We start from the raw sequence: 8,529 nt of genomic DNA on the forward strand, positions 1-8,529 counted from the left end.
GTTGGGCGGGTGAGCGACGAGGGGACCGCAGGGGCCGGCACGCCGGTCGGAGCCGAGACCCGCACCTACGCGGCCATCGACCTGGATGCCGTGCGCACGTCGGTGGCCGCCCTGGCCCGGCGCGCCGGTGACGCGGCGACGATGGCCGTCGTCAAGGCGGACGGATATGGCCATGGCATGCTCCCGTGCGCCCGGGCGGCCCTGGACGCCGGCGCGAGCTGGCTGGGCACGGCCTTCCTGGAGGAGGCGCTGGCCCTGCGCGCCGCCGGGATCACCGCGCCGGTGCTGTGCTGGCTCAGCGTGCCGGGGGAGCGGTTCGCCGCGGCGATCGACGCCGGCATCGACCTGTCCGCCTCGGCGCCGTGGGCGCTGGCGGAGATCGCGGCGGCGGCGCGGGCGGTCGGCCGCCCCGCCCGGGTGCACCTGAAGGCGGACACCGGCCTCGGCCGGGCCGGGGCGACGCCGGCGGACTGGCCCGCGATGTGCGACGAGGCGGCGGCGCTGCAGGCCGAGGGTGTGATCGAGGCGTTCGGCGTGTGGAGCCACCTGGCGTTCGCCGACGCGCCGGGCCATCCGACCGTGCAGGCACAGATCGGGGTGTTCCGCGACGCCGTCGACATCGCCGAGAAGGCGGGGCTCGCGCCGACCGTGCGGCACCTGGCCAATTCGGCCGCCACCCTGGTCAGCCCGGAGGCGCATTTCGACCTGGTCCGTCCTGGGGTGTCCGTCTACGGGCTCTCGCCCGGCCCGGAGGTCGGCCCGCCGGCGCGGTTCGGGCTGCGGCCGGCGATGACGCTGGTCAGCCATGCGGCGCTGGTCAAGCGGGTGCCAGCGGGCACCGGCGTCTCCTACGCCCACCGCTACACCACCACGCGGGAGTCGACGCTCGCACTGGTGCCGCTCGGCTACGCAGACGGCGTGCCCCGGGCGGCGACGAATGTCGGCGAGGTGCTGTTCGCCGGCCGGCGGCGGCGGATCGCCGGCACGGTCTGCATGGACCAGTTCGTCCTGGACATCGGGGACGACGCGGCGCGCGCCGGCGACGAGGTCGTGCTGTTCGGCCCGGGCGGGCGCGGCGAGCCCACCGCGGACGACTGGGCCGCCGCGCTCGGCACGATCAACTACGAGATCGTCACCCGGATCGGCGCCCGCGTGCCGCGCGTCTACCGCTAGCCCCAGCCGCGGTCACGGGACATCGGCCGCGGCGGGCTGCGGGCCGCCGGGCTGGCGGTGGTCCCGCGGATCAGCCGCAGCCGCCGGAGGAGCAGCCGCCGCCGGTGGGCGCGCTGCCGCCGAAGGCGCCGCGCTCCAGGCGCCGGCGCACGGGCTGGGACGCGGCCAGCGCCGCCTCCCGCTCGGCATCCTCGATGCGCGCACGGGTGGTGAGGGTCAACATCACCGGCCCGGCGGACGCCGGGGCGGGGGCCGCGGGCCCACCGGCGATGTCGAGCCCGCCGGACGTCGCGGCGCCCCCGGCCGCGCTGGGCCCGCCAGCGACGGCAGACCCGCTCGCCACGTCGGAGCCGCCGATGACGTCGGGTTCATCGTCGATGCCGGGATCGTCGGTCATGCCGGGATCGTCGGCCATGCCGAGGGCGGCCGCACGGGCCGGGCCGGTCAGACCGCGGCCCGGGTTCGGCGCCACATCCCCACTCCTGCGCCGCGACAGCAGCTTCATGATTCGCGCCTCCGTGAGGACCATCGAGGGACCTGGTCAGTTGCCTCCACGGTAGAGGACGACGTCCCGAACGGCCCGGCGTGCTGGCACCGATGTGACCGACCCGGGTGGCGGCTAGAATCAGAACGGAGTCGCGACTGGCGCACAGAGGTGGAACTGACCACCGGGGAGCGATGATCGGATCGGTGCCGCGCGTCTGGGTGCCTCCGGCCGAACGTGACGTGCCGGAGGTCAGTGTGCACAATCCGCCCCTTCCCGAACTCGCCGTCGCCGACCCGGAGCTCGCCGGTCTCGTCGAGGCCGAGGCCGCCCGCCAGCACGCGTCGATCAGGCTGATCGCCTCGGAGAACTACGTCTCCACCGCCGTGCTCGAGGCGTCCGGCTCAGTGCTGACCAACAAGTACTCCGAGGGCTACGTCGGCCGCCGTTACTACGAGGGCCAGCAGGTCGTCGACCCGATCGAGACGTTGGCGGTGGACCGGGCGAAGGCGCTGTTCGGCGTCGAGCACGCCAACGTCCAGCCCTACTCCGGCTCGCCGGCGAACCTGGCCGTCTACCTGGCCTTCGCCCAGCCGGGGGACACGGTGATGGGCCTGTCGCTGCCGATGGGCGGCCATCTCACCCACGGCTGGAGCGTCTCGGCGACCGGGAAGTGGTTTCGCAGCGTGCGCTACGGCCTGCGGGCCGAGACTGGTCGAATCGACCTGGACGAGGTGCGTGACCTGGCCCTCGCCGAGCGTCCGAAGATCATTTTTTGTGGTGGGACGGCCATCCCGCGGACGATCGACTACCCGGCGTTCGCGGAGATCGCCCGGGAGGTCGGCGCGGTGCTCGTCGCGGACATCGCGCACATCGCCGGCCTGATCGCGGGCGGCGCGCACCCGTCCCCGGTCGGGCACGCCCCGGTGATCACGACCACCACGCACAAGACGCTGCGCGGCCCGCGCGGCGCGATGATCCTCGCCGACGCGGAGCACGCCACCGCGGTGGACAAGGCGGTCTTCCCCGGCCTGCAGGGCGGCCCGCACAACCACACCACCGCGGCGATCGCCGTGGCCCTGCGGGAGGCGTCGACGCCGGCGTTCCGCGACTACGCCCACGGCGTCGTCGCCAACGCCCGCGCCCTGGCCGAGGCGCTCGTCGAGCGGGGCTTCGACCTCGTCACCGGCGGCACCGACAACCACCTCATCCTCATCGACCTGACCAGCAAGGACATCGCCGGCAAGCCCGCGGCGAAGGCGCTCGACGCGGCCGGGATCGAGCTGAACCACAACGCCGTGCCGTTCGACAGGCGCAAGCCGTTCGACCCGTCCGGCATCCGGCTCGGCACCGCCGCCATCACCACCCGCGGGCTGACGACCGCCCACATGCCGCTGATCGCCGGCTGGATCGACGATGTGGTCAAGGCGGCCGGCGCGAACGACCAGGCCGTCATCAGCCGGGTCCGCGGGCAGGTCACCGAGCTGATCACCTCCTTCCCGATGCCCGGCTTCGCCTGATCCACCCCGTCCGACCCGCTCCCGTCCGCCTGCTCCGGCCGTCCCGGCGGTGCATCATCAGACCAGGGCAGTCCGGACGAGCCGGGCATGGCCGATGCGGACGGAGGCGGCGATGGTGCGGGCGGTCGGCGCGATCGTGGGATCCCGGGCGGGGCGGGCCGTCACGGGCTCGGTCGGGGTGGTCGGCGCGGCGCTCGCCGCCGGGCTCGTCGCCGAGCGGCGGGCGATCCGCCGCCGCCGCGACCAGCCGGACGTCGCGCCGGCGGCGCGGGTGGGGCCGATCGGCGGGCGGCCCACCACGGTGATCGCCGCCGACGGGGTGCCGCTGTTCGTCGAGGAGACCGGGCCGGCCGACGCACCGCTCACGTTCGTCTTCGTGCACGGATTCTGCGTGCGCTCCGACTGCTGGGTCCTGCAGCGGCGGGAGCTGGCCGACCTCGGCCGGATGGTCTTCTTCGACCAGCGGGCGCACGGCCGCTCCGGCCCGTCCGAGGCCGGCCGCTGCACGATCGACGTGCTCGCCGACGACCTGTACCGGGTGCTGTGCGAGCGGGTGCCCAGCGGCCCGGTGATCCTCGTCGGCCACTCGATGGGCGGCATGTCGGTGCTGGGTCTCGCCGACGCCCATCCGGAGCTGTTCGGCGACCGGATCATCGGGGTGGGGCTGCTGTCGACCAGCGCCTCGGAGCTCGCCCGGGCGGCGCTGGGGGTGCCGGCGCTGTTCACCGGGGCGGTGCGCCGAGTGCTGCCCGGCGTCGCCGTCGGGATGCGGCACGCCTCCGGGGCGCTGGAGCGGCTGCGCGGCGGGGGCAGCGACCTGTCCTGGGAGATCACGCGGCGGATCGGGTTCGGCGCCACCGAGCTGCCGCCGTCCATCATCACGTTCCTGGAGGCGATGGTCTCCGACACGCCGGTCGAGGTGATCGGCGCGTTCCTGCCGACGCTGCTCGACAACGACCGCCTCGCCGCCGCGGGCCGCCTCGCCGCCACCCCGACGCTGATCGTCGTCGGGGACGCGGACCTCATCACCCCGGTCGGCCACAGTCGTGCCATCGCCGCGGCACTGCCCGACGCGGAGCTCGTCGTCGAGCCGGGCGCCGGGCACTCCATCATGTTGGAGCGACCCGAGGCGGTGAACGCCGCGCTGCGCCGGTTGGTCGCCCGGGCCCTGGCTGTGCACGACCTGCCCCGGACGTCGGCCGACCACCGGCTGCGCGCCGTCGACGGCACCGCCGCCTAGCCGCCACTGACCGCTACCGTCGGCGTACCGGCCGCGGTGGCGCACCGGAGCGCCGGGCATCGGCTGCGCTGGCGCGGGCGTCCATGGCGCGCGGCGTCGGCGGCGCGGTGGTGGAGCGGTGGCGGAAGGGACGAGCAAGGTGAGGGTATGGCTGTGAACGCGGCGCCGCGGGACCAGATCGTGGTGCCCACCGCGGAGCGGATGCGCGAGCTCGGCACGCGGCTCGCCACGCTGCTGCGCCCCGGCGACCTGCTCGTGCTGTCGGGACCGCTCGGCGCGGGCAAGACGGTGCTCGCCCAGGGCATCGCCGCCGGCCTCGGCGTGCGCGAGACGGTCACCTCGCCGACGTTCGTGCTGGCGCGCGTCTACCCCGGCGGCCGGATTCCCCTCGTGCACGTCGACGCCTACCGTCTCGGCGGCGCGGCCGAACTCGACGACCTCGACCTCGACGCCGACGCCGACAGCGCGGTGACCGTCGTCGAGTGGGGCGCGGGGCTCGCGGAGAGGCTAGCCGGGGACCATCTGGAGGTCGTCGTCGCCCGGCCCACCGCCGGGGAGACGGGCGAGGTCCGGACCGTACGGCTGATCGCGTCCGGACCGGGCTGGGCAGAGCGGCTGCGGGAGCTGCCGCCCGGCTGAGGCGTCCGGCCCGGCGATCCGTAGTCTGGACGAGTGCTGGTGCTCGCCCTTGACACATCGACGGCTGCCTGCGCCGTGGCGCTCGCCGAGCTGACGGCCGCCGATCCCGCGGTGGCGGCGGCGGATGGCGTGGCCTCGCCGCCCGCGGTGCACGTCTGGCCGCGGGGGAGCGTGGTGACGGTCGATGCCCGCCGGCATGGCGAGCTGCTCGCCCCCTCGATGCGCACGGTGCTCGACGAGGCCCAGGCCCGCCCGTCCGACCTGGCGGCGGTGGTGGTCGGCGCCGGGCCGGGGCCGTTCACGAGCCTGCGGGTCGGCATGGTGACCGCCGCCGCCTTCGCCGACGCGCTGGAGATCCCCGTGCACGGCGTGTGTTCGCTTGACGGGATCGGCGCGGCCACCACCGGGCTCACCGCCGTCATCACCGACGCGCGCCGCCGCGAGGTCTACTGGGCCCGCTACGACGGTGGCGTCCGGGTGGGCGAGCCCGCGGTCGGCCGCCCGGCGCGGGTCGCCGAGGCGCTGCGGGCGGCCGGTGTCGGCGCCGTCGCGGGCCCCGGGCTCGCGCTGTACCCGGAGGCGTTCGCCGGTTTCGACCCGGTCGCGCTGCCCGCCGCCGACGGTGATGCGACCGCCCCCGAGGCCGGCTACCCGCGCCCGGAGCTGCTCGTCGGCCTCGCCGGCCCGGACCTGCTGGCCGGGCGCGTCCCCCGCCCGCTGGCCCCGCTGTACCTGCGGCGGCCGGACGCGGCCGAGCCACACGCGCCGAAGCCGGTCAGGGTGTGATCCCCGGCGCGGGGCCGAGCGCGGACCGGGAGGTGGACCTGGTGCTCGTGCCGATGCGCTGGTGGCACATCGAGACGGTCGCGGCCCTGGAGCCGAGCGTCTTCGCGGCCGACCCGTGGAGCGCGGAGCTGTTCTGGTCCGAGCTCGCCCAGGGCGTCCAGCGGCGCTACCTGACAGCGCTCGCCGGGCCGTCCGCCCAACCCGGCTCGGTCGGTTCCGACGAACCCGGCGGGCCGGGGACGTGGGACGTCGCGTCGATCGTCGGGTATGGGGGTCTCGCCGTCGCCGACGACGGTGCCTACATCCAGACGGTCGGCGTGGTGCCCGCGATGCGGGGGCGCGGCATCGGCGCCCGGCTGATGATCGCGCTGCTGCGGCATGCCCGGACGGTCGGCGCGCGTTCCTGCGGGCTGGAGGTCCGCACCGACAACCACGCGGCCCGGGCGCTGTACGCCCGCCTCGGCTTCGTCGACATCGGGATGCGGCGGGGCTACTACCAGCCCTCCGGCGGTGACGCGTACGTGATGCGGGTCCGCCCCATCGACACCGTCGGCTACGCCACCCTCCTCGACGGCATGGAGCGGGATCTTCCCGGCCGGGTGCGCCTGGCACCCTGACCGGGTCGTCCCCTCAGCGCGGGCTCAGGCCGCGGCCCGCGCCCGCGCGGCGGCCTCGCCGGCGGCCAGGCTGCTCTCGAACAGCTCGGTGAACTGCGCCAGCGCCGGGTTGACCGGGGCGAGCGTCATCTCCACCCGGATGAGCTCCACGTCGGACGCCCCGAGGGACTCCAGGACGTGCGCGACGTAGGGGAGCTGGTGGTCCCAACCCTCCTTGGGGGTGCCCGCCCCGTAGGAACCGCCCTGGGTGGCGATGACGGTGGCGCGGCGCCCGGTCATCGCCGACCGCTCCGGCGGCTGCCGCAGGGTGCGCCCGACGAGGATCACCTGGTCCACCCAGGCCTTGAACGTGGACGGCACCGAGAAGTTGTACATCGGCAGTGACAGCAGGTACTCGTCCGCCGTCTCCACCTCCCCGATCAGCTCCTCGCGGAGCTTGACCGCGTCGTTCTGGCCGGGCGTGCGCTGCTCGGGCGGGGTCGCCGCCGCCGACACGGCCGTCCAGTCCAGGTGCGGGGGTGGCGTGAGGGCGAGGTCGCGATAGGTGATGGTGCCGCCGGGATGAGCGGCGCGCCAGGCGTCGACGAACGTGGCGCCGAGAGCCCGGGAGGTCGAGCCCTCCGGGGCGAAGCTCGCGTCGACGTGCAGCAGATGAGCCATGCGTCGGTCCTCCGACCAGATCGTCGTCTCTGATGATCTTCTTTGCATAGAAGATCTGTAGGAAGACTATCGTAAGAAAAGATAGTCTGCACGAGCACTTATCTCGGGAGGTGATTGATCTGATCGAGAGGGGTAGGCTGGTCCGGTGAGCGACGCCACGGCGTCCGCGTCGCGCGGCGCCGAACCAGACGGGTTGCCCGAGGACCTCGGGTGGGACCTGGGCTGGCTGCTGGGCCAGGTGCAGTACGGCTACCTGGCCGCGGCCGCGGCCGCCGTCAGTCAGCTGCCCGGCGGACTTCGCGCGCTGCACGTGCTCGGGGCGGCGGTCGGGCCGCAGGCGCGCAACCAGATCGAGGTGGCCCGCCGGTTCGGCATCGACCGCACGGTGATGGTGCGCATCGTCGACGAGCTCGAGCGGGACGGTCTCGTCCAGCGCCAGCCCGACCCGGCCGACCGGCGGGCGCGCATCATCACCGCGACCGCCAAGGGTGCGCGGCTCCACGCCACCGCCCAGCAGTCGCGGCAGCTGGTCGACCAGCACGTGCTCGGCGGGCTCTCGCCCACCGAGCGGGAGGTCTTCGTCGATCAGCTGCGCCGGATCACCGCCCGGCTGCTCGCCGTCGACCCGACCCACGGCGCCGCGGCCTGCGACGCCGCCCGCCGGGAGATCGACGCGCACGAGGCTCCCACCGCCCCGAGCGAGGCTTCCGTCGACCCATGCGACGGGCCCGCCGACCTGTGCGAGGCTCTCGCCGGCCCATGCGAGCTTCCCTCCGCCGCGGGTGAGGCTCCCTCCGCGTGTGAAGCGCCCGCATCCACGCACGAGGCTCCCTCCGCGGCGAGTTGAGCGCCCGCCGACCGACGTCGGCGCCGCGCGTGGGTCCTGGCTGGGCCGCGTCTCGAGTTGCGATCTTCGTGCACCGTCGTCGCGGCGGGTCGTGGCAGCGTTCTGGCAACGTCGCGGCGGCCCGTGTCGCGGTGACAAAACGGACACGACACGGGGAGTTCGCGACAGGACCCGTTCCCGCGCACGGCCCAGGAGTCTGCGTAACCATCTGTGATATCGGCCCTCGCCGGGGTGATGGGCACCGGGTCGGCCCGAGCCGGTCGCCTCCCGCGTCAGCCACCTCCGAGGACGCACTCCAGGCCGCCATCCATCGCAGCCGGACGCTGGCCGCGGAGCGGGGCTCAGTGCGCCGGGTGGACCTGGCGGAAAGGCCAGGCGTGCGCGGCGCCGGCGAGCAGGTCGGCCGGGGGCGTGGGAAAGGGCGGCCCGTCGGGCTCGTCGGTCCCCTGTCCGGTGCCGGTGCCGGTGCTGGCACCGGAGTCAGTCCCATGTCCGGGACCGGTGCCCGGAACGGACCCATGTCCGGGGTCGGCGCCAGCGGGGGCGGGGGTGCGGTTCGGGGG

At 74.9% G+C, this 8,529-nt stretch carries 9 protein-coding genes, 1 pseudogene and 1 riboswitch; of the genes and pseudogenes, 7 read left to right on the forward strand and 3 right to left on the reverse strand.

The features are described from left to right. The first annotated feature begins 9 nt into the window (after nt 1–9). Nucleotides 10–1,173: an alanine racemase gene (alr, locus tag C1A33_RS18365; protein ID WP_101832704.1), complete on the forward strand. Its 1,164-nt coding sequence runs from the start codon at nt 10–12 to the stop codon at nt 1,171–1,173. A gap of 70 nt (nt 1,174–1,243) precedes the next feature. Here the strand turns inward: alr and C1A33_RS36715 are convergent, their stop codons facing one another. Then, nucleotides 1,244–1,678, reverse strand: a complete 435-nt coding sequence (locus C1A33_RS36715; RefSeq protein ID WP_243407696.1) for a hypothetical protein — start codon at nt 1,676–1,678, stop codon at nt 1,244–1,246. Nucleotides 1,679–1,801: 123 nt separating this feature from the next. Next, nucleotides 1,802–1,887, forward strand: a riboswitch (ZMP/ZTP riboswitch). A 27-nt stretch (nt 1,888–1,914) separates the two neighbouring features. On the opposite strand from C1A33_RS36715, the gene C1A33_RS18375 reads away from it, so the two are divergent. The 5 genes from C1A33_RS18375 to C1A33_RS18395 all read left to right on the forward strand — a co-directional run bounded on the left by C1A33_RS18375 (nt 1,915) and on the right by C1A33_RS18395 (nt 6,459). Further along, nucleotides 1,915–3,177, forward strand: a complete 1,263-nt coding sequence (locus tag C1A33_RS18375) for a serine hydroxymethyltransferase (protein ID WP_101832710.1) — start codon at nt 1,915–1,917, stop codon at nt 3,175–3,177. Between the two features lie 94 nt (nt 3,178–3,271). Continuing rightward, nucleotides 3,272–4,417, forward strand: a complete 1,146-nt coding sequence (locus C1A33_RS18380; RefSeq protein WP_243407697.1) for an alpha/beta fold hydrolase — start codon at nt 3,272–3,274, stop codon at nt 4,415–4,417. Nucleotides 4,418–4,564: 147 nt separating this feature from the next. Beyond that, entirely contained in the window at nt 4,565–5,056 is a 492-nt protein-coding gene (gene tsaE / locus C1A33_RS18385) for a tRNA (adenosine(37)-N6)-threonylcarbamoyltransferase complex ATPase subunit type 1 TsaE (protein ID WP_243407698.1), read from the forward strand. 33 nt (nt 5,057–5,089) lie between these two features. Further along, the gene (tsaB, locus tag C1A33_RS18390) at nt 5,090–5,842 is read left to right on the forward strand and encodes a tRNA (adenosine(37)-N6)-threonylcarbamoyltransferase complex dimerization subunit type 1 TsaB (RefSeq protein WP_101832705.1); all 753 of its coding nucleotides are present in this window, start codon (nt 5,090–5,092) and stop codon (nt 5,840–5,842) included. Between the two features lie 53 nt (nt 5,843–5,895). Beyond that, complete coding sequence (locus C1A33_RS18395) at nt 5,896–6,459, forward strand: GNAT family N-acetyltransferase (protein WP_101832713.1); 564 nt, start codon at nt 5,896–5,898, stop codon at nt 6,457–6,459. A gap of 24 nt (nt 6,460–6,483) precedes the next feature. On the opposite strand, the gene C1A33_RS18400 is transcribed toward C1A33_RS18395, so the two are convergent. Further along, entirely contained in the window at nt 6,484–7,119 is a 636-nt protein-coding gene (locus tag C1A33_RS18400) for an FMN-dependent NADH-azoreductase (RefSeq protein WP_101832706.1), read from the reverse strand. A 145-nt stretch (nt 7,120–7,264) separates the two neighbouring features. On the opposite strand from C1A33_RS18400, the gene C1A33_RS18405 reads away from it, so the two are divergent. Continuing rightward, nucleotides 7,265–7,966, forward strand: a complete 702-nt coding sequence (locus tag C1A33_RS18405) for a MarR family winged helix-turn-helix transcriptional regulator (RefSeq protein ID WP_101832707.1) — start codon at nt 7,265–7,267, stop codon at nt 7,964–7,966. A gap of 341 nt (nt 7,967–8,307) precedes the next feature. On the opposite strand, the pseudogene C1A33_RS35795 reads toward C1A33_RS18405, so the two are convergent. After that, nucleotides 8,308–8,529 (reverse strand): annotated as a pseudogene (locus C1A33_RS35795) (hypothetical protein); the annotation flags it as partial.

Origin of the sequence: Frankia canadensis, assembly GCF_900197875.1 — a bacterium.
In the GTDB taxonomy this organism is placed as follows: Bacteria; Actinomycetota; Actinomycetes; order Frankiales; family Frankiaceae; genus Frankia; species Frankia canadensis.

What these genes read in the sequence shown, in the direction of transcription:
- C1A33_RS36715 (WP_243407696.1), bottom strand. Translation starts at nt 1,678, where the DNA reads ATGAAGCTGCTGTCGCGGCGCAGGAGTGGGGATGTGGCGCCGAACCCG.
- C1A33_RS18380 (WP_243407697.1), top strand. Translation starts at nt 3,272, where the DNA reads ATGCGGACGGAGGCGGCGATGGTGCGGGCGGTCGGCGCGATCGTGGGA.
- tsaE (WP_243407698.1), top strand. Translation starts at nt 4,565, where the DNA reads ATGGCTGTGAACGCGGCGCCGCGGGACCAGATCGTGGTGCCCACCGCG.
- C1A33_RS18395 (WP_101832713.1), top strand. Translation starts at nt 5,896, where the DNA reads ATGCGCTGGTGGCACATCGAGACGGTCGCGGCCCTGGAGCCGAGCGTC.
- C1A33_RS18400 (WP_101832706.1), bottom strand. Translation starts at nt 7,119, where the DNA reads ATGGCTCATCTGCTGCACGTCGACGCGAGCTTCGCCCCGGAGGGCTCG.